The 23,635-nt window shown below is 66.4% G+C and carries 19 protein-coding genes and 1 tRNA gene; 10 read left to right on the forward strand and 10 right to left on the reverse strand.

Annotated elements, in window-relative coordinates:
- Positions 1-175 precede the first annotated feature (175 nt).
- Positions 176-1,636, forward strand: a complete 1,461-nt coding sequence (locus tag ACQR1B_RS31605; RefSeq protein WP_434836779.1) for a trehalose-6-phosphate synthase — start codon at positions 176-178, stop codon at positions 1,634-1,636.
- A 42-nt stretch (positions 1,637-1,678) separates the two neighbouring features.
- Here ACQR1B_RS31605 and ACQR1B_RS31610 read toward each other — a convergent pair whose 3' ends face one another.
- Positions 1,679-2,023 carry a hypothetical protein gene (locus tag ACQR1B_RS31610; protein WP_434836778.1) on the reverse strand — a complete coding sequence of 115 codons (345 nt, stop codon included), beginning with the start codon at positions 2,021-2,023 and terminating at the stop codon, positions 1,679-1,681.
- 224 nt (positions 2,024-2,247) lie between these two features.
- On the opposite strand from ACQR1B_RS31610, the gene ACQR1B_RS31615 reads away from it, so the two are divergent.
- Positions 2,248-2,337: transfer RNA gene (locus ACQR1B_RS31615), tRNA-Ser, on the forward strand.
- A 57-nt stretch (positions 2,338-2,394) separates the two neighbouring features.
- Here the strand turns inward: ACQR1B_RS31615 and ACQR1B_RS31620 are convergent.
- Positions 2,395-2,895: a ParB N-terminal domain-containing protein gene (locus ACQR1B_RS31620; RefSeq protein ID WP_434836815.1), complete on the reverse strand. Its 501-nt coding sequence runs from the start codon at positions 2,893-2,895 to the stop codon at positions 2,395-2,397.
- 403 nt (positions 2,896-3,298) lie between these two features.
- Here ACQR1B_RS31620 and ACQR1B_RS31625 point away from each other — a divergent pair, with 403 nt between their 5' ends.
- The 3 genes from ACQR1B_RS31625 to ACQR1B_RS31635 all read left to right on the forward strand — a co-directional run bounded on the left by ACQR1B_RS31625 (position 3,299) and on the right by ACQR1B_RS31635 (position 8,382).
- Complete coding sequence (locus tag ACQR1B_RS31625) at positions 3,299-4,534, forward strand: MFS transporter (protein ID WP_434836777.1); 1,236 nt, start codon at positions 3,299-3,301, stop codon at positions 4,532-4,534.
- An 82-nt stretch (positions 4,535-4,616) separates the two neighbouring features.
- Positions 4,617-5,819: an MFS transporter gene (locus ACQR1B_RS31630; protein WP_434836776.1), complete on the forward strand. Its 1,203-nt coding sequence runs from the start codon at positions 4,617-4,619 to the stop codon at positions 5,817-5,819.
- Between the two features lie 865 nt (positions 5,820-6,684).
- Positions 6,685-8,382 carry a methyl-accepting chemotaxis protein gene (locus ACQR1B_RS31635; RefSeq protein WP_434836775.1) on the forward strand — a complete coding sequence of 566 codons (1,698 nt, stop codon included), beginning with the start codon at positions 6,685-6,687 and terminating at the stop codon, positions 8,380-8,382.
- Between the two features lie 27 nt (positions 8,383-8,409).
- Here the strand turns inward: ACQR1B_RS31635 and ACQR1B_RS31640 are convergent, their stop codons facing one another.
- Together ACQR1B_RS31640 and ACQR1B_RS31645 are read right to left on the reverse strand one after the other, a co-directional pair.
- Positions 8,410-8,871, reverse strand: a complete 462-nt coding sequence (locus ACQR1B_RS31640) for an NUDIX domain-containing protein (protein ID WP_434836774.1) — start codon at positions 8,869-8,871, stop codon at positions 8,410-8,412.
- A 4-nt stretch (positions 8,872-8,875) separates the two neighbouring features.
- Complete coding sequence (locus ACQR1B_RS31645; protein ID WP_434836773.1) at positions 8,876-10,117, reverse strand: DUF763 domain-containing protein; 1,242 nt, start codon at positions 10,115-10,117, stop codon at positions 8,876-8,878.
- Between the two features lie 107 nt (positions 10,118-10,224).
- Here ACQR1B_RS31645 and putA point away from each other — a divergent pair, with 107 nt between their 5' ends.
- A complete protein-coding gene (gene putA, locus ACQR1B_RS31650; protein ID WP_434836772.1) occupies positions 10,225-13,317 on the forward strand; it encodes a bifunctional proline dehydrogenase/L-glutamate gamma-semialdehyde dehydrogenase PutA in 3,093 nt (1,030 codons plus the stop codon).
- 23 nt (positions 13,318-13,340) lie between these two features.
- Here the strand turns inward: putA and metA are convergent, their stop codons facing one another.
- From metA to ACQR1B_RS31665, 3 genes are all read right to left on the reverse strand, one after another.
- The gene (gene metA, locus ACQR1B_RS31655; RefSeq protein ID WP_434836771.1) at positions 13,341-14,324 is read right to left on the reverse strand and encodes a homoserine O-succinyltransferase MetA; all 984 of its coding nucleotides are present in this window, start codon (positions 14,322-14,324) and stop codon (positions 13,341-13,343) included.
- 12 nt (positions 14,325-14,336) lie between these two features.
- Positions 14,337-15,641: an O-acetylhomoserine aminocarboxypropyltransferase/cysteine synthase family protein gene (locus ACQR1B_RS31660; RefSeq protein ID WP_434836770.1), complete on the reverse strand. Its 1,305-nt coding sequence runs from the start codon at positions 15,639-15,641 to the stop codon at positions 14,337-14,339.
- 149 nt (positions 15,642-15,790) lie between these two features.
- A complete protein-coding gene (locus tag ACQR1B_RS31665) occupies positions 15,791-16,750 on the reverse strand; it encodes an alpha/beta hydrolase (protein ID WP_434836769.1) in 960 nt (319 codons plus the stop codon).
- 140 nt (positions 16,751-16,890) lie between these two features.
- On the opposite strand from ACQR1B_RS31665, the gene ACQR1B_RS31670 reads away from it, so the two are divergent.
- Positions 16,891-17,778: a branched-chain amino acid aminotransferase gene (locus tag ACQR1B_RS31670; RefSeq protein ID WP_434836768.1), complete on the forward strand. Its 888-nt coding sequence runs from the start codon at positions 16,891-16,893 to the stop codon at positions 17,776-17,778.
- Between the two features lies 1 nt (position 17,779).
- Here the strand turns inward: ACQR1B_RS31670 and ACQR1B_RS31675 are convergent, their stop codons facing one another.
- The 3 genes from ACQR1B_RS31675 to ACQR1B_RS31685 are packed head-to-tail and all read right to left on the reverse strand — an operon-like array spanning position 17,780 to position 20,933.
- Positions 17,780-18,661 (reverse strand): acyl-CoA acyltransferase, encoded by an 882-nt coding sequence (locus tag ACQR1B_RS31675; RefSeq protein WP_434836767.1) that lies wholly within the window; start codon positions 18,659-18,661, stop codon positions 17,780-17,782.
- Between the two features lie 39 nt (positions 18,662-18,700).
- Positions 18,701-19,663: an amino acid--[acyl-carrier-protein] ligase gene (locus ACQR1B_RS31680; protein WP_434836766.1), complete on the reverse strand. Its 963-nt coding sequence runs from the start codon at positions 19,661-19,663 to the stop codon at positions 18,701-18,703.
- A gap of 43 nt (positions 19,664-19,706) precedes the next feature.
- The gene (locus ACQR1B_RS31685; protein ID WP_434836765.1) at positions 19,707-20,933 is read right to left on the reverse strand and encodes an acyl-CoA dehydrogenase family protein; all 1,227 of its coding nucleotides are present in this window, start codon (positions 20,931-20,933) and stop codon (positions 19,707-19,709) included.
- Between the two features lie 334 nt (positions 20,934-21,267).
- Here ACQR1B_RS31685 and ACQR1B_RS31690 point away from each other — a divergent pair, with 334 nt between their 5' ends.
- The 3 genes from ACQR1B_RS31690 (at position 21,268) to mtnA (ending at position 23,608) form a co-directional block, all read left to right on the forward strand.
- On the forward strand, positions 21,268-21,540 hold the full coding sequence (locus tag ACQR1B_RS31690; RefSeq protein WP_434836814.1) for a phosphopantetheine-binding protein: 273 nt from the start codon (positions 21,268-21,270) through the stop codon (positions 21,538-21,540).
- A gap of 75 nt (positions 21,541-21,615) precedes the next feature.
- Positions 21,616-22,491, forward strand: coding sequence for an S-methyl-5'-thioadenosine phosphorylase (locus ACQR1B_RS31695; RefSeq protein ID WP_434836764.1), 876 nt, complete (start codon positions 21,616-21,618; stop codon positions 22,489-22,491).
- A 10-nt stretch (positions 22,492-22,501) separates the two neighbouring features.
- A complete protein-coding gene (gene mtnA, locus ACQR1B_RS31700; RefSeq protein ID WP_434836763.1) occupies positions 22,502-23,608 on the forward strand; it encodes an S-methyl-5-thioribose-1-phosphate isomerase in 1,107 nt (368 codons plus the stop codon).
- Positions 23,609-23,635: the final 27 nt, after the last annotated feature.

Consider the following 23,635-nt stretch of genomic DNA (forward strand, 5'->3'; position numbering starts at 1 on the left):
CTGCGTGTCGTTCTCAGCGAAGATGTGCGCTGTTCTTGATTAGAAATGCTCTGATCCCAACTGCGCTGTGATTGCACCGCGCAGTTGCCCGAATTTGGTTTCAATTGGTTGAAAGGGTGGCCCGGAACCATATAGATGAACAGCTGTTAACCGACATGACCAACAGGAGGGAGCTGTGAACCTCGTCGTGGTTTCGAATCGGGTGGCGCGTGGCAAGGCCAACGAGCCAATGACCGGCGGACTTGCGGCAGCTCTGCTGCCTGTTGTGGAAAATTCAGGGGCAGTCTGGGTGGGTTCATCGGGCCGTGTGCGCGACGGCGCGCAGCGGGAACCGATCGCGCAGATCGAACAATTGGGCAAAGGCGCCGTGACGCTGCTGGATCTGCCGGCTGCGCACTATGCCGGCTATTATGAAGGCTTCGCCAATTCGGCGCTGTGGCCGGCGCTGCATTCGCGCAGTGATCTGATCAGCGTCTCGCACGACGACTATCGCTCCTATCGCGAGGTCAACGGCTTCGTGGCGCGCGCGCTGCTGCGGTTCCACAAGCCGGATACGTTGTTCTGGATTCAGGACTATCACTTCCTGTCACTTGGCGCGGAATTGCGAGCGCTCGGCATCAAGAGCCCGATCGGGTTCTTCCTGCATACGCCGTGGCCCGCACGCAGCGTCATCGACAGCGTCCCGAATCACCGCGATCTCGTCACCGCGATGCTCGCCTATGATCTCATCGGCTTTCAGACCGAGGACGACCGCGAGAATTTCATCGCCTGTCTGCGCGCCGATCTCGGCCTGCAGGTGCGCGACGGGATCGTCAAATCGCGTCACGGCCGCACCCGGCTGGACGTATTTCCGATCGGCATCGACGCCGAAAAGTTCGCCGCCGCCGCCGCGAAGGCGGCATCGCATCCCGACGTGTCGCGGCTGCGCCGCAGCCTGCATGGCGAGAAGCTCGCCATCGGCGTCGACCGGCTCGATTATTCCAAGGGCCTCGTCAACCGCATCAATGCCTTCGACCGGATGTGGACGATGCATCCGACGCTGTTGCGCGCGGTGTCGCTGCTGCAGATCGCAACGCCGTCGCGCGAATCGATCGAGGCTTATGGCAATCTGCAGAGCGAAATGGCGCGCCTTGTCAGCGACGTCAACGGCCGCCACGGCGAGGTCGACTGGACGCCGATCCGCTATCTCAACAAGGGCTACGGCCAGGGTGTGCTGGCCGGCCTCTATCGCAGCGCGCAGGTCGGCGTCGTGACGCCGCTGCACGACGGCATGAACCTGGTGGCGAAGGAATATGTCGCCGCACAGAGTGCGGTCGATCCCGGCGTGCTGGTGTTGTCGAAATTTGCCGGCGCCGCCAACGAGCTCGACACGGCGCTGCTGGTCAATCCGCATGACATCGACGGAATGGCGCGGACGATCGCGATGGCGCTGTCGATGCCGCTCAACGAGCGGCGCATGCGCCATGAGGTCATGATGACGAAGCTGCGCGGCCGTTCGATCCAGCAATGGTTTGCCGATTTCGTCGAAGCGCTGCAGGACGGTGACGCCGCCGAGGTCGAGATCGAGCCGCTGCCGGCGGCGCCTGCGGGATTGCTGAGCGGTCGCATGCTGTCGCCCGGGCAGCGCTACCATTGAACGCATGGCGCTGATCGTCGCTGCAGCGGGTTGCGGCGGCGTTCAGTGGCAGTAGGAGACGCCGTCGAGCACGGCGCAGCGCAGCTTGTTCGGCGAACTCGGATTGTCCATCGGGACCATGCCCTTGCCCTGGCCGACGAACACGCCGGGCCCGACGACCACCGACGCCTTGTTGCCGACGATGACGGACGGATGCGGCTTCAGGCTGGACTTGGTCCCGTCTGGCCACAGGATGGCGTCGCCCTGCCAGATCCCCTTGCGTCCGTCGTCGCAGGTCACGTCGACACCCTGCTTGGTGCATTGATCGGCCCGCGCCGCGCTGGTAGCGGCGAGGCTCACGACCGCCGTCAGCAGAATGGCGAGGCGGGCAGGGGTGAATGACGGCATGGCGGCGGTCCCTCGTGGGGCGGCCCCGATCGGGAGCCGCAAATCAGTGGTCGTGACACCGCAACGGTTGGTTCACCCGCCGCGTCCGGAGCCCTGAAACGGCCCCGAATCGCCCCGGGGACACAGCCAATTTTCGATCCTTATCAACGATTTGGAGGAAATTTGGCCGAAAGCGCTCCGCCCGGCTTGCAAAACGCGGCCGACCCCGCCAAGAGAAGGCCGCCGGAGAGATGGCCGAGTGGCTTAAGGCGCACGCTTGGAAAGCGTGTGTGCGGGAAACCGTACCGTGGGTTCGAATCCCACTCTCTCCGCCAGTCGGCGCGCAACATGCGGGCTACGATCGTCGGTCGGAGCTGGCGCCCGCTGGCTCGTCAGTAGCGGCCGCCGCTGCGCTCCTGTTGCTTGATCCAATCCGACAACGTCCTGGGTGTCGATGCCGCACGGTCGCCGCGTGGTGGTTTGGAGGTTGCTGTCACGTTGCTGCGGACGCTCCTGTCCTGGAGTTCTCGCGGACGCGGCGCAGCTGCGGCCAGCTTCTCCGCCGCCTCCTTTTCGAGACGGAGCTTTCGCAGCCGCTCCATCTTCTGCCGTTCCGGGTCGTCATCCTGCGACGATGGCTTCTGACGTGCCTCCTCGGCCGAGACCAGCAGTCCGGTGATGGCGCGTTCCCCGAGCGCCTTGCACGCTTCCAGCCGGTGCAGCCCTTCGACCAGGACGAAGCGGTCCTTCTCGCGCCGAACGACGATCGGGTCCTGCTGTCCGATGTCCAGAATGCTCTCCGCCAGTTCCTGCACCACGTCGGGTTTGAGGGCCTTCCTTCTCTTCTCGGGGACGTAGATCTTTTCGATCGGGAAGCTTTCCGGTTTCGACACAGCTTCTGCTCCGTAACGATCGGGCCTGTCCCGTGAAGCCGACGAAACTCGCAATGGATCCAGTCCACAACCGGTCATCGCGAAGGACGGGACCCCCAAGGCACGAGCCCGCACAGTAGTAACATTCCCTCACGTGCCGCAAGAGCGGCCATCCGCCGATCCCGCTATGGGACAGTGCAGACAGCGGGTCTCGCTTCGCGCCTGCCGGATGCGGCGTCGGGTGTCGCTGCTCTCCTTGCAAGGCCGTCCGGCGACGCTGCGCCACCTCATGCCAGCTGGTCGTGCCGCCGTACCCCCGGCCATCTTGAAGCATTCCAATGCGGGAACGGTCCAGGTCGCTTCGACTGTCATGATCTCTGCTTAGTGTCGCCCGGGCAGGATCGTGACATTGCGGTGCCGAACGTTGATCTCAGAACGAAAAGTCCTGACGGCTCTCGGCGTGCTGGCCATCACGCAATTGATCGGCTGGGGCACGCTCGGTCTGCCGGCGGTGCTCGGCCGCGACATGGCGGCCGATCTCGAGATGGACCTGACCGCGGTCTTCGCCGGCAGCTCGGTCCTGTACATGGCGATGGGCCTGTGCTCACCGCTGCTGGCGCGTCCGTTCGTCCGCTATGGCGGCCGGCTTGTGATGATCGCGGGCACGCTGCTGGCCGCGCCCGGCTATGCGTTGCTGGCGGCAGCGCACGGACCTATCGCCTATTTTGCAGCCTGGCTGCTGCTCGGCATCTCCGGGAGCGCGACGCTGTCGACGGCTGCCTACATCGTGCTGAACGAGGTCGCCGGATCGCGGGCGCGTAGCGCGATCGGCGCGCTGATGCTGGTGACCGGCCTGTCGAGCAGCATTTTCTGGCCGGTCGGCTCGGTCATCGCGGCCCATATCGGCTGGCGCGGCACATGCCTCGTCTATGCCGGCCTGCTGCTGCTCGTTTCGCTACCTCTGCTGATCTTCGTGTTGCCGCAGGGGCGGCCCGATCATGGGCTGGCTCCGGCCAGCGCCGCGGGGCTCCCGGGGGAGGCACCCTCGCCGGGCACGTTCCATCTCCTGGTCGTGGCGATCGGTCTCAACGCCTTCGTATCGATGGGGCTGAGCGCGGTGCTGATCGAACTGCTGAAGGCCGAGGGACTCACGGCCGTGGAAGCGATCGGTCTCGGATCGATGCTGGGCGTCGTTCAGATCAGCGCCCGCGCCCTCGATCTGCTGGGTGGCGGCCGCTGGGACGGCATCACCACCGCGCTCGCCGCCGGCGGCGCATTGCCGGTGGCCATGCTGCTCCTGATCGTGGCCGGCGGATCCTATGCGGTGGCCGCGGTCTTCATCCTGATCTATGGCCTCGGCAGCGGCGCGCTGGCCGTGGCGCGAGCCACGATGCCGCTCGTCTTCTATGACAAGGCGGCGTTCGCCAAGGCATCCGCCCGGATGGCGCTGCCGCTCAACCTGCTCTCGGCCGTCTCCGCGCCGATCCTGGTCGCGCTGCTCACCCGCTACGGCAGCAACGCGCTGCTGGGTGTGACGCTGCTGTGCTCCTCAGCGGCGCTGCTCATGCTGCTGCTGCTCCGGCGTCGGCGGCCGGCGCCCGGCGCATCGCCGCGAGCCTCCCATCCGTGGCTGGCGGCAATTCCGAAACAGCGGGGCTGACCCGGCCGGAATGCTCTAAAAGCAAGGTCGCGCCGTGCGTCGCGTCCAGGCGCCATCCGTCCTGCCGTGCCATCCCCCCGAAATGCCGCCCGTCATCGCCGACCCCTCCCTGTTGCGCGTCCTGATCGTCCTGGCCATTACCCAGCTGATCGCCTGGGGCACGCTCAGCCTGCCGGCGGTGATCGGCCGCGCCATGGCGGCCGATCTGGCGATGGACCTGACCGCGATCTTCGCCAGCACGTCGGTGCTTTACATGTCGATGGGCCTGTGCTCGCCGCTGTTGGCGCGGCCGTTCGTCAAGCATGGCGGCCGGCGGGTGATGATCGCCGGCACCGTGCTGGCGGCGCCCGGCTATGCGCTGCTGGCGGCCGCGCAGGGGCCGCTCTCCTATTTTGCGGCCTGGCTGCTGCTCGGCATCGCCGGCAGCGCGACGCTCTCGACCGCGTCCTACATCGTGCTCAACGAGATCGCGGGCCTGCGCGCCCGCAGCGCCATCGGCGCGCTGATGCTGGTCACGGGCCTGTCGAGCAGCATCTTCTGGCCGCTCACCTCGGCGCTGTCGGCGCAGATCGGCTGGCGCAGCACCTGTCTCGTCTATGCCGGCCTGCTGCTCCTGGTGTCGCTGCCGCTGTTCGTGTTCCTGCTGCCGCGTCGCGTCCATGATCATCTGCCGCCGTCGTCGGACGCGCCGGCGACGATCCCCGCGGCAATGCCGGCGCGCAGCACCTTCTATCTGCTGGTCGGCGCCTCCGGACTCAACGCCTTCGTGGCGTTCGGCCTCGGCGCGGTGCTGATCGAGCTCTTGAAGGCGGAAGGCTTGTCCACCGCCGAGGCGATCGGCTTCGGCTCGATGCTGGGGGTGATCCAGATCAGCGCCCGCGCGATCGATTTCCTCGGCGGCGGCCGCTGGGACGGCATCACCACCGCGATCGTCGCCGGACTGGCGCTGCCGGTGGCGATGCTGCTGCTGATGCTGAGCGGCGGCTCGCATGCCGCCATCGCCGCCTTCATCCTGATCTATGGCCTCGGCAGCGGCGCGCTCGCCGTGGCGCGCGCGACCATGCCGCTGGTGTTCTACGACAACGAGGCGTTCGCCAGGGCCTCCGCCCAGATCGCCATGCCGCTCAACCTGCTCTCGGCGGTGTCGGCGCCGATCCTCGTCGAACTGCTGCTCCGCTATGGCAGCAACGCGCCGCTCGCGCTGAGCCTGGTGTGCTCCTGCGCCGCGGTGGTGATCCTGCTGCTGCTCCGCCGGCGCCGGCCGGCGCAAGTGACGGCGGCCTGATCGCCGACATCCGAGCACGCTCCGTCGCGGCCAGAAACGAAGTTCGCCCGCAGCCTCAAGCACATCGGCGCGGTCGCGCCGTCCTGCTCAAATTTTAGACTTTCGTTTTATCGGAATTCGTGGTTGGATGTGCCCGTCCCGCCTCGGCGACGAGGGGCGCTGCGCATCGTCAGAAGCGTTGGGGTGGGATGCGATGGGCGTGCTGGCGGCGACTGACGAGTGCAGCCGGTGCGAACGGCGAAGTCGCGTGGTCCTGATACCCCGACGCTGGTATCCAGCATGACGCGCGTGAGCGCGTCGTGCGACACGGTGGCCAACAAGCCCGGTGCACCGAGGAGAGCGCGTATAAGTTGTAAAGCCGTCGCGCAGGGAAGGCCGGGCCATCCGGTTGAACCTGTGGTTCCTGCCCCGTGCATTCTTTTCCGCACGGGGGCCGCAGGAATCAGCCGATGCCTGGTCTTCCCTGCACCCTCTATTTCAGAGGGGATCGCTGGACATGTCTCGGACGCTGAATGCGTCGCGACGCTGCGAACGCATGGCTTTGCTGCGAAGATGGCTTTGCTGCGAACATGGCCTTGCTGCGAACTCATCGCTTTCACGGGCGCAGGGCCCTCATGGACACACGGCCCTCACGGGCACATGGGTCTCTGGCACATGGCTCTTCACGCTCCCCGGGTCGGATGGATGATGACAAACCTGCCATCGCAGGTTGATATCAGCTACTTCCGGTCGAGCGATCGCCATGTCCTCCACGCGGGACGCGCGTGCCGGAAGCTAATTAGTTCATGGTCGCCGCTGCAAGAATAGCAAACAATTAATGTACGAATGTTACTGTGCGTATATTGCACCCAGCGAGAACAAGAAAATGCGACACCTGACCGTTTACCAGCGTCTGGCGGCGATCATTGCCGTGATGTCGATTGCGCTGTTCGCCGTCTCTGCCATGCAGATCATGATGCTGCGTGGAACCGTGCTCGAGGAACGCCAGACCATGGTCCGCGGCCTGGTCGAGTCCGCGGTGAAGATCCTGAGCTATTATGACGCCGCCGCGACAGCCGGAAAGATCGCGCCTGATCAGGCCCGCCAGCAGGCCTTCGCCGCGATCGGCGCGATGCGCTGGGGACAATACAACGACTATCTCGGCGTCTACGGAACCGGCCCATCCGACGCCGGGGTCACCTATGTCCACGCCAAACCGGAATACATCAACGTCAACCGCTGGGGTTACACGGATTCCACCGGCAAGCTGTTGATCCAGGACATCGTGCGCGCGGCGCGCGCCGGCGGCGGCGTCGTCGAATACAAGGTGCCGCGTGCCGGGGGGAGTAACGAGCTGCCGAAGATGTCCTATGTCGGCGCTTATGGCAGCGGCGACAAGATGCTGGCGATCCAGGCCGGCGTCTATATCGACGACATCGATGCCGCCGTCTATCAGCGCGCGCTGTGGGCCGGCCTCGGCGCCATCGCAGGGTTGCTGGTCGCCGCGGTCGTCGCGTTCTGGCTCGGACGCAGCGTCGTCGTACCGCTCGACCGCACCTGTGCCGTGATGGACGAACTGACCAAGGGCAATCTCGGCATCAAGGTGCCGTTCACGGACCGCAGGAACGAGATCGGCCGAATGGCGCGCAGCCTGCAGATATTCAAGGATCATCTCGCCGAAAGCGAGCGCATGAGGGCCGCGCAGGAGCAGTCCAAGCAGCAGGCCGCCGAGGAGCGCCGCACCGTGCTGGCCCGCATTGCCGACGAGTTCGAACGCTCGATCGGCGGCGTGATCCAGACCACGGCGGGCGCCGCCGGCGAATTGCAGACCTCGGCGCAGTCGATGTCGAGCATCGTCTCGGGCACCAGTGATCAGAGCGCCAAGGTGGCGGCCGCCGCCGAGCAGACCGCCAAGAACGTGCAGATGGTGTCGGCATCGGCCGAGCAGTTGTCGTCGTCGATCCAGGAGATCGCCAAGCAGGTCACGCAGTCCGCCTCGATCGCCCAGAATGCGGTCGGGCAGGCGAGCCGGACGGAGGCGATGGTCGACAGGCTGGTGCATGCCTCGCAGAAGATCGGCGAGGTGATGGCGCTGATCCAGACCATCGCCGGCCAGACCAACCTGCTGGCGCTCAACGCCACCATCGAGTCGGCGCGGGCCGGCGAGGCCGGCAAGGGCTTCGCGGTGGTCGCCAACGAGGTCAAGGCGCTGTCGGCACAGACTGCCAAGGCCACCGAGGAGATCACCAGCCAGATCGAGGCGATCCGCGACGCCACCGGCTCGACGGTCGTCGCGATCCGCGAGATCGGCGCGACCATCGGCCAGATGAACCAGATCACCGACGCGATCGCAGCCGCGGTCGAGGAGCAGGGCGCCGCGACCAAGGAGATCGCCCGCAGCGTGCAGCAGGCGGCGCAGGGCACCCAGGGCGTCATGCAGCACATCGTCGGGGTGCGCGAGGCGTCCGGCCAGGTCGGTGCCGCCGCGGCGCAGGTGCTGAGCGCGGCGTCGCAACTCGGCAGCCAGTCGGATCAGCTCAAGACCCAGACCGGGCGCTTCCTCGGCAACGTCCGCGCCGCCTGAGGCGCGGACACAGCGGAAGGTGACGGCTCACCCTCCGCTGATCCCGACGAGACGGTCGAGCAGCGCGGCCTGCGCCGGATTGATGCGCGCTCTCGCTTCGGCGAGGTCGAACCAGGCGGCGCGGTCGACTTCGGGAAAGCGCTGCATGCGGCCGCTGCGCGGCGGCCATTCGAGTTCGAATTCGTTGCTGCTGATGGCATCGGCATCGAGATCGATCTCGGCGGCGAACGCATCGACCACCTTGCCGCCGCGCTGCCTGATCTCGCCGAGCGCAACGAGCGGCGCGGTCAGCTCGCTGCCGAGCTCCTCGGCGAATTCGCGCCGCGCCACCGCCTCGGCCGTCTCGCCGGCACCGAACTCGCCCTTCGGGATCGACCAGGCTCCGAGATCCTTGCTGCGCCAGAACGGTCCGCCCGGATGCACCAGCAGCACCTCCAGCGTGCCGGCCGTGCGGCGAAAGGCAAGCACGCCCGCGCTGCGCGCTGCCATCGCGCTACGCCTCGCCGGTGCGGCGGATGAGATCACGCTCCCAGCCGAACACCGACCGACCATCGAGCTCGGGCGACGCGGCCCGCTCGGTCGCGACGAAGGCGTCGAGCGACGGACTGGTCGCGGTGCGTTCCAGCCGCCGCGCCTGGTCGTCGAGCCGCTTCAGCGCCGCCAGCGCCTCGTCGCGCCCCAGCTTCGCGTGGCCGACGGCCGATTTGAGCACGCGGATGGTTTCGTCATAGACCTTGATCGGCACGGGGTAAGGATGCCGATCCTTGCCGCCATGCGCCAGCGAGAACCGCGCCGGATCGGTGAAACGATAGGGCGCGCCATGCACGACCTCTGCGACCATCGCCAGCGAGCGCACCGTGCGGGCGCCGACGCCCGGTGTCAGCAGCAGCTCGGGGAAGTCGACCGGGCCGCGCTCGGCGGCAGCGGCGAGCGTGCCATGCAGACGGCGCGCGAACACGTCCTTCGGCCTGACGTCGTGATGATCGGGCATGATCAGATGCGGCAGCAGCGCTTGCGCCGGCTCCGGCGTGCTCAGCCGCTCGAACTCAGTGACGACGCGGTCGGGGCCGAGATCGGTCAGCAGCTCGAGCTGGGCGCCGCGCGACGGTGCTGCGCGGCGGTCGGTGAGATTGACGATCTCGCCCTGGTCAGGGCCGTCGATCGCGCTATGCGGGGCGTCGACGAAGCTCGCAAGATCGCGCGAATGCCAGTGATAGCGCCGGGCCTGCCGCGCCTCGCCGTTCATGCCCTGCTGCACGACGGTCCATTTGCCGTCCGATGTGACGAAGAAGCCGTGCAGATAGAGATCGAAGCCGTCCTGCACGGCGGCGCTGTCGACCTTGGCGACGAGCTTGCTGGTTCGTACCAGATCCTCGCCGTCGAGGCCGAGCCGGTCGCTCAGCAGCCGCAACTCGTCCGGCGTCCTGCGCGAATGCTCGCCGCGGCCGCCGCAGACGTAGATGCCGAGTTCGCCGGACAGCGGCTTCAGCCCGCGCTTAAGCGCGCCGATCACGCTGGTGGTGATGCCGGAGGAATGCCAGTCCATCCCCATCACGGCGCCGAACGACTGGAACCAGAACGGATGCGACAGCCGGCTGAGGAATTCGTCGCGGCCGTAATGGTGCACGATGGCCTGGGTGACGATGGCGCCGAGCGTGGCCATGCGCGTGCCGAGCCAGGCCGGGACGCGCCCGGAATGGAGCGGAAGATCGGCGCTGCCGGTGCGTCGGGCCATCGAATCCTTGCGCAATGGAACTATAGCGCCAATCTATCAGACCACGTGCCGCGACGGACCACAAAGTTTGACGGAACCGCGGGCACGGCTTCGGAGCACGCCGCTGAATGGACAATGCCCACTCGCCTGGTTCAATCTTCTCGCCGCCTTACGCCGAGGACGACGTCGCCATCGCCGACCGCCTGCTCCGCGCCCAGCATGGGACCGACCTGCCGGCGGTGAAGACCACGGCGCGGCGGCTGATCGAGGGCATCCGCGCCAAGGCCTCGCGGTTCGGCGGCATCGACGACTTCCTGCAGGAATATTCGCTGTCGACCAACGAGGGCCTCGCCCTCATGGTGCTCGCCGAGGCGCTGCTGCGGGTGCCCGGCGACGAGACGGCCGACCGCCTGATCGAGGACAAGCTCGGCCGCAGCGACTTTCTCCACCACGAGGTCAAGTCGCACACGCCGCTGGTCACGGCGTCGGCCTGGGCGCTCGGCCTTGCCGCGCGGGTGATCGCGCCGGGCGAGACGCCGGAAAGCGTGGTCGCCGGTCTTGCGCGCCGGTTGGGATTGCCGACGGTGCGCACGGCGGCGCGGCAGGCGATGAAGCTGCTCGGCAGCCATTTCGTGCTCGGCGAGACCATCGCCCAGGCGCTCGACCGCGCCAATTCCGGCAGTGGCCGGCTGTTCCGCTATTCTTTCGATATGCTCGGCGAAGGCGCCCGCACCGCCGCCGACGCCGCGCGCTATCGGCAGTCCTATGCGGCGGCGATCGATGCGATCGGCCGCGCTGCCGGTAATGCGGCGCTGCCGGAGCGTCCCGGCATCTCGGTCAAGCTGTCGGCGCTGCATCCACGTTACGAGGAGATCAGCCGCGACCGCGTGCTGCGCGAGCTGGTGCCGGTCGTGATCGCGCTAGCGCGGCAGGCCAAGTCGTATGACCTGAACTTCACGATCGATGCCGAGGAGGCCGACCGGCTCGATCTCTCGATGGCCGTGATCGCACGTGTCGTCGGCGATCCCGCGCTCGCCGGCTGGGACGGCTTCGGCCTCGCGATCCAGGCCTATCAGAAGCGCGCCGAAAAGGTCATTTCCTTCATTGCCGATCTCGCTGCAGCGCATGACCGGCGCTTCATGGTGCGGCTGGTCAAGGGCGCCTATTGGGACACCGAGATCAAGCGGGCGCAGGAGCGCGGGCTCGACGACTATCCGGTGTTCACGCGCAAGGCGATGACCGACCTGAACTACCTCGCCTGTGCGCGGCAGCTGCTGGCGCAGCGCAGCCGCATCTTTCCGCAATTCGCGACCCACAATGCGATGACGGTCGCGCATATCGTGCACGAGGCCGGCGGCACCGGCGGCTATGAGTTCCAACGTCTGCATGGTATGGGCGATCCGCTGTACGCGACTTTGCGCGAGCTCCATCCGGAGATCGCATGCCGGACCTACGCGCCGGTCGGCCAGCATCGCGATCTCCTGGCCTATCTCGTTCGCCGTCTGCTCGAGAACGGCGCCAACTCATCGTTCGTCTCGGTCGCGGCCGATCCGAACGTGCCGATCGACCAGCTCGTGATGAGCGAGGCCGAGATCATCGGCCGGCCGGACGCGGCGCGCCATCCGCATATTCTCCGCCCGCGCGATCTCTACGGTCCGGCGCGGCGCAATTCGCAGGGCATCGAGCTCGGGCACCAGGCATCGCTGGCCGCCTTGCGGGCCGACATTGCGCGGGCGGGGACGACGCAAGCGGAAGCCGCGCCGATCATCGACGGCGTGGCTCAGCACGGGCCGTCCCGGCAGGTCATCAGTCCGTTCGATCCCGGCGTGATGGCCGGCGCGGTGATCGAGGCCGACGCGGCGGTCGTCGATCGCGCCGTTACCGCAGCGGTCGCCGGCTTCACATCATGGCGCATGACGACCGCGGCGCAGCGCGCCAAGGCGCTGCGGCGCGCGGCTGATATCATCGAGCAACGCCAGGCGCGTTTCATTCATCTGCTCGCGGCCGAGGCCGGCAAGACCATCGACGATGCAATCGCCGAGATCCGGGAGGCGGTCGACTTCTGCTGCTATTATGCCGCCGAGGGTGAGACTCTGTTCGGTGCCGAACTCGGCCTGCCCGGTCCGACCGGCGAGTCGAACGCGTTGCGGCTGCGTCCCCGCGGCATCTTCGTCGCGATCTCGCCATGGAATTTCCCGCTCGCCATCTTCATCGGACAGATCGCGGCGGCGCTGATGGCCGGCAACGCGGTCATCGCCAAGCCCGCCGAGCAGACGCCGCTGGTCGCGGCCGAGACGGTGCGCCTTCTGCATGAAGCCGGCATCGCGACATCGGCTCTGCACCTCGTTCCAGGCGATGGAGCGGTCGGCGCGCGCCTCGTCAACCATCCGGCGATCGCGGGCGTCGTCTTCACCGGCTCCTACGATACGGCGCGCGCGATCAACATCGCGCTCGCCAACCGGCCGGGGCCGATCCTGCCGCTGATCGCCGAGACCGGCGGCATCAATGCGATGCTGGTCGACTCCACGGCGCTCGCCGAACAGGTCACCGACGACGTCGTCACCTCGGCCTTCCGCTCGGCGGGGCAGCGCTGCTCGGCGCTGCGGCTGTTGTGTCTGCAGGATGATGTCGCCGACGACATCATCGCGATGATCGTCGGCGCGGCGCGTGAATTGAGGATCGGCGATCCCCGGGAGACGTCGACACACATTGGTCCTGTGATCGACGCGGAAGCGAAGTCGCGGCTCGATCGGCACATCGCGCGCATGAAGGAGAGCGCGCGCGTGCACTACGCAGGGCCGGCGCGGGACACAGGCTGCTTCGTGGCGCCGCACGTGTTCGAACTGCAGCAGCCTGAGGATCTCGATCAGGAGGTGTTCGGTCCGGTCCTGCATGTCGTGCGCTATCGCGGCGATGATCTCGAACGCATGCTGCAGGCGATCGCGGCATCCGGCTATGGGCTGACCTTCGGGCTGCATTCGCGCATCAGCCAGCTGGTCGACCGGGTCGGACAGCTGCCGATCGGCAACATCTACGTCAACCGCAACATGATCGGCGCGGTTGTCGGGGTGCAGCCGTTCGGCGGCTGCGGATTGTCCGGGACAGGGCCGAAGGCCGGTGGTCCGCATTATCTCGCGCGCTTTGCGACCGAACAGACGATGACGATCAACACGGCAGCCGCCGGCGGCAATGCCGCGCTGGCGTCTCTCGGGGAGCGCTGATGACGCGAAGGGCGTTGCTGCGGCTATTCTGCCTGCCCGGCGAGGTGGCCGATCCAGTTCTTGAAAAGCAGCTTGGCGGCGCCACCTGCCGCAAGATCCGGCCGCAGCGTCAGTCCGGGAAGTTCGGCCGCGATCGTCGGGTCGCGCCTCGTCTTGGCCCGCATCGCGAAGGCATTCAGGACCGCCTCGGTCTCGATGCTGAAATACGACTCGGGCAGGCGCGGAAAATCGTCGCGCTGGCCGGCAAGGAACCGCGCGATGTCACGCATGTATTCCCGCTGCAGGGATAGTGCGTCGTATTCCGGATGGCCCTGGAAGAACACGAAACGGCTCGGCATCGAACGCGCGAAGATGTCGACGCCGATCTCGTCCGACCGGGTCAGGATGTCGTAGCCTCGCTCCGCCAGCAGTGGCTCGTTGACGGCGTTGAGACGGGAATGCGGCACCTTGAGCGGCGCCTCGATGCCCTGGGTCAGCCAGTCGTCGCGAACCTTGACGCAGTCATAGACGCCGGAACATTTGCTGGCGAGCCGCTGCCGCTCGATGTCGTCGAGATACAGCACCGCGGCGTGGGCCGCGAGACAGGACCAGATCGTCGTGCGCGTGTTCGTCCGCGCCCAGTCGATGATGGAGGTGAGATCTGGCCAATAGGGCTCGTCGCTCAGCCGCGACGCGATCGGCTCGGCTCCGGTCACGATCAAGCCGTCGATGCCGAGGCCGTCGAGCCGGTCGATGTCGGTATAGGTCTGGGCGAGGTGGCTCCTGGCCGTCTGCGAGCGCGCGATCGACGGCAGCGAGAAGCAGTGCAGGCGGATGCGGACGTGCCGCGGCGCGGATTGCTGCAGAAGGCGGGCAATCTGCACGTCGGTCGCCTTGAGCGCACTGTCGGGCATGTTGTTGACGAGACCGATCGTGAGATCGATCGGACGCCGCGTGCGTCCGTCGAAGTCGGCGGGCGCGAGAGCAGGGCTTGCGATCCTGCGATGTCGGTCGAACAGCAGGGTCATCGACGGACGGCTCTACTCGGCCGCATCCAGCTGTCGCGCGCGAGGGCAGGCCTGTGCCAGCGCCTGATCGAGGTCCTCGATGATGTCGCTGATATGCTCGATGCCGATCGAGAGACGGATCGTCTCCGGCAGCACGCCGGCCTTGCGCTGGTCGTCCGGCGGCATCTGCCGGTGCGTGGTCGACGCCGGGTGGCAGGCCAGCGACTTGGCATCGCCGATGTTGACCAGCCGGGTGACGAGCTTCAGCGCGTCGTAGAACGCCTTGCCGGCCTCCATGCCACCTTTGATGCCGAAGGTGAACAGCGACGAGGCGCGGCCGTCGAGATATTTCTGGACCAGCGGGTAATAGGGGCTGTCGGGAAAGCCGGTGTAGTTGACCCAGGCCACGCGCGGATCGTTGCGAAGGAAATCAGCGGCCTTGCGCGCGTTCTCGACGTGGCGTTCCATGCGCAGCGCGACGGTTTCGATGCCCTGCAGCAGCAGAAACGCATTGAACGGCGACAGCACCGCGCCCATCGTGCGCTGGTAGACGCTGCGCGCGCGCTGGATGTAGGCGCTGCGGCCGAAATGGTCGGTGTAGATCATCCCGTGATAGGACGCATCCGGCTGGGTGAAGGCGGGGAAACGGTCGGCATGGTCCTTCCAGGGGAAATTGCCGCTGTCGACCAGCATGCCGCCCAGCGTGGTGCCGTGGCCGCCGAGGAACTTGGTCAGCGAATGCACCGCGATGTCGGCGCCGTAGTCGAAGGGCCGCAGCAGGATCGGCGTTGCAACGGTGTTGTCGACGATCAGCGGCACGCCGTTGCGATGGGCGACCTTCGCCAGCGCCTCGATATCGCAGACATTGCCGGCGGGATTGCCGATCGTCTCGGCAAACACGGCCTTGGTGTTCTCGTCGATGAGACGCTCGATCGCGTCCGCCTGATCACTGTCGGCAAAGCGCCCGGTGATGCCCTGCAGCGGCAGGATGTGGCCCAGCAGCGTGTGCGTCGTGCCATAGAGCTGCGGCACCGAGACGATGTTGCCGCCGCCGTCGGCGAGATTGACGAACGCGAAGTGAAGCGCGGCCTGGCCGGTGCCGACCGCAAGCGCGCCGACGCCGCCTTCGAGCTCGGCGACGCGCTTCTCGAGCACCGCGGTCGTCGGATTGGAGATGCGGCTGTAGCGGTAGCCCTCGACTTCGAGATTGAACAAGGCGGCGCCGTGATCGGCGCTGTCGAAGGCGTAGGCGGCGGTTTGATAGATCGGAACGGCAACGGCTCTGGTGGTCGCCTCCGGCTCGTAGCCGGCGTGAATTGCAATCGTCTCGTTGCGCATCGGCGATCTCCACGCTCGCTCCGGTCAAGAGGCGAGCTGCACGTAATCCGCGAGTGGTGCTGTTGTAGGATCGCAGGCGTAAAGCGGTCCATAATTCGCGACAAGAACGACGAAATAACCCTAACGATGTGTGGTCGATGAAGGTCGAATTAGCGCGGTGTCGCGGCGTGCAGAAGGGACTGGATTTGACGTCCGATCAGTTCGAGAGCCGTCTTGGCCTGCGGCAGGATCGCACCGAGCGCGTGGAAATTATGAACCATGCCGTCGTGACAGACATGCGCGACCGTGATGCCGGCCTCTGTGAGCCGGCTCGCGTAGGCATTGCCCTCGTCGCGCATGGGATCGAACTCCGCCGTGTGGATCACGGCGGGAGGCAGTCCGGACAGATCAGGGCTGCACAGCGGCGATACCCGGGGGTCGTGGACATCGGTCCCGTCCGCCAGGCAATCGGCGAGGTCGGCCTGCCAGGTGGCTGCATCGATGAGATAGCCGGTCGCGAACAGTTCACGCGATGGCCACGACCGCGAGAAGTCCAGCACCGGACAGAGCAGGCACTGCGCTGCAATTCGAACGCCGGTCGTGCTGCGGTTTTGTTGGCAGACGACGGCGGCGAGCGTTGCACCCGCGGAATCGCCTCCCACGATGATCCGGTTGCGGTCGATGCCCAGCGCGACCGCGTGATCGGCGACAAACTGAAGGGAGGCCAGCGCATCCTCGATCGCTGCCGGGAACTTGTGCTCGGGCGCCAGACGGTAGTCGATCGAGATCAGTCGGCAGCCCGAGGCCACCGCGATCGCCGCTGCGATCTTGTCATGGGTCTCGACGCTGCCGGCCACCAGGCCGCCGCCATGGAAGTAGACGAAGCCGGGCAGGGGCGCGCTGAAATCATCCGCGTGTCCAGCCGGTGTATACAGACGGAAATGGAGCGGACCCGCCGGTCCCGGAAAATGACCGTCCTGCGTCGTGGCGGGGCCGAGATCATTGCGCGCGAACTGCATCAGCTTCGCGAGCGACTGCCGGCGTTGCTCAGGGCTCGGACGCTCCCGTCCTTCCGAGGTGGCAGTCGCCACCATCGAGAGCAGGCGCTGAGCGCGAGGGTCGAGCGGCATGATGGGTCCAGGTTAACCAAGGCAGCGGCCATTGTGCCAGCCAAGCGTGAATTGATGATGAGCAGTCGCGCGGCGAGGAGATCCTTAAAATTTCCAAGCCAGAAGAGCAGGATCGATCGCCGTCGAACGGGAGCGCCGCCATGACCCACATCGTCAAGCCTGTCAGCTACTCGCAGACCTGGACCTTCTTCGATGGGGAATGGCAGGAGGGCAATGCGCCGATCATGGGTGTCCGGACCCATGCGACCTGGCTGGCATCGACCGTGTTCGACGGTGCTCGTGCCTTCGAAGGCGTCACGCCCGACCTCGACCGCCACTGTGCGCGGGTCAATCAGTCGGCGATCAATTTCCGGCTCAAGCCGGTCGTCGATGTCGAGACCTGGATGGGGCTTGCACGGGAAGGCATCGCGCGTTTCGGCGCGAAAGCGGAACTCTACATCCGTCCGATGTACTGGGCGCAGCGTGGCGCCGGCGGCGGCGTGCTGTTCGATCCCGAGACGACCAACTGGTGCCTGTGCATCTACGAGGCGCCGATGCCGCAGCCGACAGGGAACGCGATCACGCTGTCGCCGTTCAGGCGGCCGACCGCCGAATGCGCGCCGGTCGATGCCAAGGCTGCCTGCCTCTATCCGAACAATTCGCGCGCGCTGATCGAGGCGGCCTCGCGCGGCTTCAACAATTGCCTGATGCTCGATCTGCTCGGCAACGTCGCCGAGTTCGGCAACGCCAACGTGTTCATGGTCAAGGACGGCGTCGTCTTCACGCCGGCGCCGAACGGGACCTTCCTCAACGGCATCACCCGCCAGCGCGTGATCGACCTGCTCAGAGGCGACGGCGTGAGCGTGGTCGAGACGACGTTGCGATACGACTATTTCCTGAACGCCGACGAGATCTTCTCATCCGGCAACTTCGCCAAGCTGGCGCCGGTCATTCGCATCGACGACCGGACGCTGCCGATCGGCCCGGTGTTCAGCCGGGCGCGCCGACTCTACTGGGATTATGCCCATGCTGTCAGGGCTGCCGCGTAGGTCAAGGTCCATAGATCGGAAGCTCGGTATCGCTGAGATCGCCGAGCCGCGCCGGCTGCGGTCCCCTGATGTACTTCCGGCCGCGCCGTTCGGTATAGACGCCGACGAGTCCACCGACCGGCCCGTTGGCATCCATCATGACCGACATGCAGCCGCGCCGCAGCAGGAAGCGGCCGACGGCGCCGGCGCAAGAGACATAGTCGTTGATCTCGCGGCAATAGATCAGTTGCATGGCCGGCAGTGCAATACGACCCTGCCGGATGCGGACCTGCTGCAGCACCAGGGGAACGTCGCCGCGCTTCGATCTGACGATGACGCTCAGGCAGCCATAGCGCGCGTGGCGGATCAGCAGATCGGACTCGTAGGGCGGGACGCCGTCCACGGTCTGCGCGTCCGCGACGACCTGCTCGACACGCGCTCCGAGGCCGGCGAACGAAACGGCCGGCACCGAAAAGAACAAGCCGTTGCAATAGGCGCGAAAACCCTGCGCCTCGATGATCGGCCAGGTGTGGCGGGCGGCGCTGATGTTGACGTAGGTCACCTCCGGCAGCCGCTGCGCCATGCGTGTCAGCATCGTCGCATAGTTGCGGAAAGCCGGCTCGACATACCAACTCGACAGATTGCACCAGATCTGGGGTTGCGAGGGCGGGCCTCGATCGCTGTAGATCAGGAGCAACACGCCGACCGCGATGCCGTCATGCGCGAGCAGGTAGCCGTAGCGGGGATAGCCGTGAGGGACTGCCCGCGTCGCCTGCCGCTGCAGACCCTCAGACCAGTAGTCGCGCGGCCGGCGAGGAAAGCCGCGCGTCAGCAGATCCGCGACCGAGTCCAGATCGGAGTCCCCGATCTCCCGGCATCGGATCTGCGGCTTGAGCGCGGTCATGAGAATTTCTGCCGATCCCTCCTCGCAGCCGGCGCGGCGTCAGCCGACGGCATCTGCCTGCCGTTCAAGCTCCAGCGCGTTGCGAACCCGCGCCGGCCAGCGCGCGAGGTCGATGCCGTGGGTGTGGAACAGCGCGACGGCAAGGCGATCCATGCCGAAGGCCACGCATCCCGTGTGGGCTGGCGCACCCGCGGCGTCCGTGATGCCCCAGGTCGTGCCGAAATGCTCGCGGTGATAGTTGAAGCTCATGCAGGCCGTCGGCTGATCTTCGGAGCGCAACGGCACCAGCAGCTCGAACTTCAGCGCCTGCTGCTTCTGGCTGACGGCCTTCATCTGGCCGACGCGGCCGAAGAACGGATCGCTGGCATGATCGACGCGGAACGCCAGGCCGAGCTCCCTGGCGATCGCCTGCGCCTTGACCATCCAGCGGTCGCGGAACGCGGAGACGTCGTCCGGCGTGCCGATGCAGACATATTCGCGCATCCGGAACGACTGCAGCCGGTCGAGATGGCGCGACGGCTCGCGGCGGAAGCAATCGGCGGCGACGTCGAAGCGCAGGCCGCCAACCGGCAGCGCGCCGCGGCTCGCGGCGATCGGATAGACCGGATAGCAGGCGGCGGGCGACAGCACGAGGTCGGCCGGCGACAGCGACGTCGTCCAGTCGCCGCCGCGGTCGAAGCGGGCGACGGCGTCGTGAATGTCGCGCTCGCTGCCGTGCAGGCCGCAGACGCAGCCGAGCAGATTGGGGAAGCTCTTGAGATAGCCGGATTTCTCCAGCTGCGCCCGACTCATGACCGGCGGAAACCGCATCACCTCGGTGCCCGGCTCGCGGTGGCGGGTGATCAACGCGGCGAGCTGCTGCACGACGCCTTCATACAGCGCGGTGCGTGCGTAGACGCCATCGGCGCCCATGCGGTGGAACAGGGTGTCGGTGAGGTGGTCCAGGGCGTCGACAGGCTGGGGGGCGATTTCGGGCGACTGCGGCAGAACGGGAATCGTCATTCGGCAAAATCCTGATAGGAGGCAGTGGCTATGAGCGACGAGATCATTCGTAGAGCGAAGCGGGGACCGCGCTCATCAGGTTCGCGGTCGCGATGTTGGTCAGGATGCGATCGTTGTTGATCATGATCGGCGCCGACAGCACATCGCGGAGGTGACGGCCGATCGAGAACTCGCCGTCGTTGCGATAGCCGGATAGTCCGCAGGCGCGCATCGCATGCATCACGGTCTCGACGGCGAGCTCGGAGGCCTGGACCTTGAGAAGCGTAACGGACGATTGAAAGTCGAGCGAGGACAGCGCCCGCTCGTCATATTCGTGGGCGGCGAAGGCATCCATGTTGGTGACGATCATCGCCCGCAGCCGCGCCAGCGCCATTTTCGCCGCGGTGTAGTGAGCCGCCGCCGGTGGCATCTGTCCGCCCGCGCCGCGAGCCGCCTTGCGCAGGAAGCGCTGCGCGCGCTGCACGGCAGCCGCGGCGATGCCCGCCCAGGCCGACGACCAGCACAGATGTGCGAAGGGCGTCATCGTCTGGCCGTGGATGCGGTCGTAGGATTCGGCGAACATCCGGTCCGACGGGCAGTTCACCCTGAGTTCGAAGCCGGTCGAGCAGGTGCCGCGCATGCCGAGTGTCTCCCAGCCTTGCGTGCGCTTGATCGTGTAGTCGTCCTTTGAGAGCGCCAGCAGCACCTGGTCGGAGGCGGCGGCACCGTCCGCGCGTCGGGCGATCGTCACCAACCCATCGGCTTCCGCTCCGTAGGAGATGACGGTGGCGTCGCGCAGCAGCGTGATATGGTCGCCGTCATGGCCGACGGCGGCCGCGCTGGCGCGGATGTTGCCGCCGTTCTGTCCTTCGGTGGTCGACGATGCCATCAACAACTGCTCGGACGCGATCCGACGCATCAGGGATTCCATATAGGCGCTGCCGCGGCCATGACGAACAATGCATGCGACCTTGGTTTGATGCATGGCAAAGATCATCGCGGTGGACGCGCAGGTGTGGCCGAGCGCGTAGCAGACGTCGGCAACGTCGTGGATCGAGGCGCCGAAGCCGCCGAACTCGACCGGAATCTGCATGCCGAGCAGCTTGTGCTCGCGCGCCGCATCGATCGCGGCTTTGGGGAAACGGCCCTCGCTGTCGACGTCTTCGGCCTCGGCGGTGGCCAGGGCGGCAATGGCCGCGGTGCGCTGGACAAACAGGGAGCTGCGGTCGAGCAGCAGGCTTTCGCCGTCGTCGGAGGTCGGATTGCGAAGCGCGGTTCCCTGAAACGTCATGGCCGATCTGTGCTCCGGATGTTGCCTTGTCGAGGGATCGGCACGTGCATGTCGTCGCGTGCATCGATGCCCTGAACTACAACGCAGGGTATGGATTTGATTCAAATGCGTCGACGAAATTCAGGGTAAACACCGTGGAATCGCGGGGCGGCGGTTAATTCCGAGTTGCTTCGACCACAACACGTCTCTCCATCGCGTTAGCGTTAAGACGAATTCACCAATGGGACGGAAGCGTCGCGTAACCTTTTCGGCAGCGGAGTGCGTTACGTCTTCGTCGATCGACCCCGCCGATGCATCGGTGGACCCTCCTGCATTGCGAAGAAGAGAGTTGAGCATGGCGGATTTTGAAGCCGATATCAGCAAACGGATCGTCACGCTGGTGCGTGACATTCTCGTGCAGAATTCGATCTCCGCCGATGTGGCGACGGATACGAAGCTCGTCGACGTCGGGCTGACATCCATGGACATGGTCAATCTGATGCTGGCGATCGAGGCGGAGTTCGACTTCACCATTCCGCAGGAGCTGATCACCCCGGAAAACTTCCAATCGGTCGCCACGCTCGAGCGGCTGGTGGCCGGGCAGCGCGAGGCCGCGAAAGCGGCCTGAGGCCGGGTCCGAGCGACGCTGTTTTCAATTTGCCCCAAAGCTGGCATTGTCGTTCCCCGTGGAGATGGGGACGTCATGACGAAGGCTGTGCTTGGCATTATCGGCGGTTCGGGCATCTATGATCTGCCGGGATTGGAAGATGCCCGCGAGGAGGTGATCGCGAGCCCATGGGGCGAACCGTCGGCGCCACTGCGCCGCGGGACCATCGCCGGGCTGCCGATCGTGTTCCTGCCGCGCCACGACAAGGGGCACCGGCTGTCGCCGTCCGACATCAACTATCGCGCCAACATCGACGTCTTGAAGCGGGCAGGGGTGACCGACCTGGTGTCGCTGTCCGCCTGCGGCTCGTTCAAGGAGGAACTGCCGCCGGGCACGTTCGTGCTGGTCGACCAGTTCGTCGACCGCACCTACAAGCGCGAGAGCTCGTTCTTCGGCCGAGGATGCGTCGCCCACGTGTCGATGGCCCATCCGGTCTCGCCGCGGCTGCGCATCCATCTGGCTGCAGCGGCCGAGGCCGAGGGCATCGCAATCGCCCGCGGCGGCACCTATCTCTGCATGGAGGGGCCGCAATTCTCGACCTATGCCGAAAGCATGACCTACAAGACATCGGGCTATTCGGTGATCGGCATGACCAACATGCCCGAGGCCAAGCTCGCGCGTGAGGCCGAGATCTGTTACGCGACGGTCGCGATGGTGACGGACTTCGACTGCTGGCATCCGGATCACGACGCGGTGACGGTGCAGGATATCATCCGTGTGCTCACGACCAACGCCGACAAGGCAAAAGCGCTGGTGGCGCGGCTCGCCCGCGAGTTTCCACGCGACCACGAGCCGTGCCCGATCGGCTCCGACCGGGCGCTCGACACCGCCTTGATCACGGCACCGGAGGCGCGCGATCCCGAGCTCCTGGAGAAGCTCGACGCGGTCGCTGGCCGCGTGCTGCGCGGCTGAGGGGGCGGACATGAAGGTCGACGGCAAGCATTATCGCAGCATCTGGCTCGACGCCGACGGCTGGTCGGTCTGCGCAATCGATCAGCGGCGGTTGCCGCATGAATTCGTCGTGGCGAAAATCACCACCTGCGAAGAGGCGGCGGATGCGATCCGCAGCATGCTGGTGCGCGGCGCACCGCTGATCGGTGCCACCGCGGCCTTTGGCATGGCGCTGGCGATGCGCGACGACCGCTCCGATCCCGGCATCGACCGCGCTTATGAGATGCTGATCGCGACGCGGCCGACCGCGATCAATTTGAAATGGGCGCTCGACACCATGAGCACGATGCTGCGCCGGCTGGCGCCGTCGGAGCGGCGTGATGCCGCCTATGCGCGCGCCGTCGATATCGCGGGCGAGGATGTCACCATCAATCAGGGCATCGCCGGCCATGGCTTCGCGCTGATCGAGGCGGCCGCCGCGCGCAAGAAGCCGGGCGAAGTGGTGAACGTGCTGACGCATTGCAACGCCGGCTGGCTCGCGACTGTCGACTGGGGCACGGCGACCGCGCCGATCTATCTCGCGCATGATCGCGGCATTCCGATCCATGTCTGGGTCGACGAAACGCGGCCGCGCAACCAGGGCGCCTCGCTCACGGCCTGGGAACTCGGTCATCACGGCGTTGCGCATACGGTCATCCCGGACAACACCGGCGGCCACCTGATGCAGCACGGCATGGTGGATCTCGCCATTGTCGGCACCGACCGCGTCGCCGCCAATGGCGACGTCTGCAACAAGATCGGCACCTATCTCAAGGCGCTGGCGGCGCACGACAATGGCGTGCCGTTCTATGTCGCGCTGCCGTCGCCGACGATCGACTTCGCGGTCGCCGAAGGACGGCAGATCCCGATCGAGCAGCGCAGCGCGCTGGAGGTCACCGACATGACCGGCCGCACCGCCGATGGCCGCATTGAAACGGTGCGCATCGTGCCGCCGGGTTCGGCGGTGGCGAACTACGGCTTCGACGTGACGCCGGCGCGGCTGGTGACAGGGCTGATCACGGAGCGCGGCGTGCTGCAGGCCGATGGCGCTGCGCTCGCGGCCGCGTTTCCGGAGCGGGCAAAACAGACGAACTATTAGTTGCCTCGCTGCGAGAATCCTCGCAAA

The organism is Bradyrhizobium oligotrophicum, from assembly GCF_051168495.1.
GTDB lineage: Bacteria > Pseudomonadota > Alphaproteobacteria > Rhizobiales > Xanthobacteraceae > Bradyrhizobium > Bradyrhizobium oligotrophicum_A.

Excerpts from the sequence above, each read along its gene's own strand:
- ACQR1B_RS31645 (WP_434836773.1), bottom strand. The coding sequence starts at position 10,117 with ATGGCCCGACGCACCGGCAGCGCCGATCTTCCGCTCCATTCCGGGCGC.
- ACQR1B_RS31610 (WP_434836778.1), bottom strand. The coding sequence starts at position 2,023 with ATGCCGTCATTCACCCCTGCCCGCCTCGCCATTCTGCTGACGGCGGTC.
- ACQR1B_RS31685 (WP_434836765.1), bottom strand. The coding sequence starts at position 20,933 with ATGACGTTTCAGGGAACCGCGCTTCGCAATCCGACCTCCGACGACGGC.
- ACQR1B_RS31680 (WP_434836766.1), bottom strand. The coding sequence starts at position 19,663 with ATGACGATTCCCGTTCTGCCGCAGTCGCCCGAAATCGCCCCCCAGCCT.
- ACQR1B_RS31690 (WP_434836814.1), top strand. The coding sequence starts at position 21,268 with ATGGCGGATTTTGAAGCCGATATCAGCAAACGGATCGTCACGCTGGTG.
- metA (WP_434836771.1), bottom strand. The coding sequence starts at position 14,324 with ATGACCCTGCTGTTCGACCGACATCGCAGGATCGCAAGCCCTGCTCTC.
- ACQR1B_RS31695 (WP_434836764.1), top strand. The coding sequence starts at position 21,616 with ATGACGAAGGCTGTGCTTGGCATTATCGGCGGTTCGGGCATCTATGAT.
- mtnA (WP_434836763.1), top strand. The coding sequence starts at position 22,502 with ATGAAGGTCGACGGCAAGCATTATCGCAGCATCTGGCTCGACGCCGAC.
- ACQR1B_RS31635 (WP_434836775.1), top strand. The coding sequence starts at position 6,685 with ATGCGACACCTGACCGTTTACCAGCGTCTGGCGGCGATCATTGCCGTG.
- ACQR1B_RS31670 (WP_434836768.1), top strand. The coding sequence starts at position 16,891 with ATGACCCACATCGTCAAGCCTGTCAGCTACTCGCAGACCTGGACCTTC.
- ACQR1B_RS31630 (WP_434836776.1), top strand. The coding sequence starts at position 4,617 with ATGCCGCCCGTCATCGCCGACCCCTCCCTGTTGCGCGTCCTGATCGTC.
- ACQR1B_RS31675 (WP_434836767.1), bottom strand. The coding sequence starts at position 18,661 with ATGACCGCGCTCAAGCCGCAGATCCGATGCCGGGAGATCGGGGACTCC.
- ACQR1B_RS31665 (WP_434836769.1), bottom strand. The coding sequence starts at position 16,750 with ATGCCGCTCGACCCTCGCGCTCAGCGCCTGCTCTCGATGGTGGCGACT.
- ACQR1B_RS31640 (WP_434836774.1), bottom strand. The coding sequence starts at position 8,871 with ATGGCAGCGCGCAGCGCGGGCGTGCTTGCCTTTCGCCGCACGGCCGGC.
- putA (WP_434836772.1), top strand. The coding sequence starts at position 10,225 with ATGGACAATGCCCACTCGCCTGGTTCAATCTTCTCGCCGCCTTACGCC.
- ACQR1B_RS31660 (WP_434836770.1), bottom strand. The coding sequence starts at position 15,641 with ATGCGCAACGAGACGATTGCAATTCACGCCGGCTACGAGCCGGAGGCG.